Source organism: Vallitalea sediminicola, from assembly GCF_054408565.1.
Genome location: NZ_BTPT01000195.1, coordinates 1 through 222 on the forward strand (window position 1 = coordinate 1; position 222 = coordinate 222).

1 protein-coding gene is annotated in these 222 nt (G+C 23.9%); it reads left to right on the forward strand.

Annotation, left to right across the window (positions count from 1 at the left end; genetic code table 11):
• On the forward strand, positions 1-222 hold a 222-nt coding region (locus ACX6CF_RS26400), incomplete at both ends, for a hypothetical protein (protein WP_458788364.1).

Here is a 222-nt window from a genome sequence, read left to right on the forward strand (position 1 = left end):
ATAAATTAAAAGTTGAGCTATTACAATATAATACAAGTTTTCATATGTATGATATCAATTATACAAAAATTGATGATTTTGAAATACAGATTTATGGTATAAAAGATAAAAATAGTAAATTAGTGCAGAAGGTTAATAGCAGTGAAAATGGTATAGCTTATACAAATTTGGATGAAGATATATTCAGACTATATGATCGAATTGTTATTATTACAGGAGGGA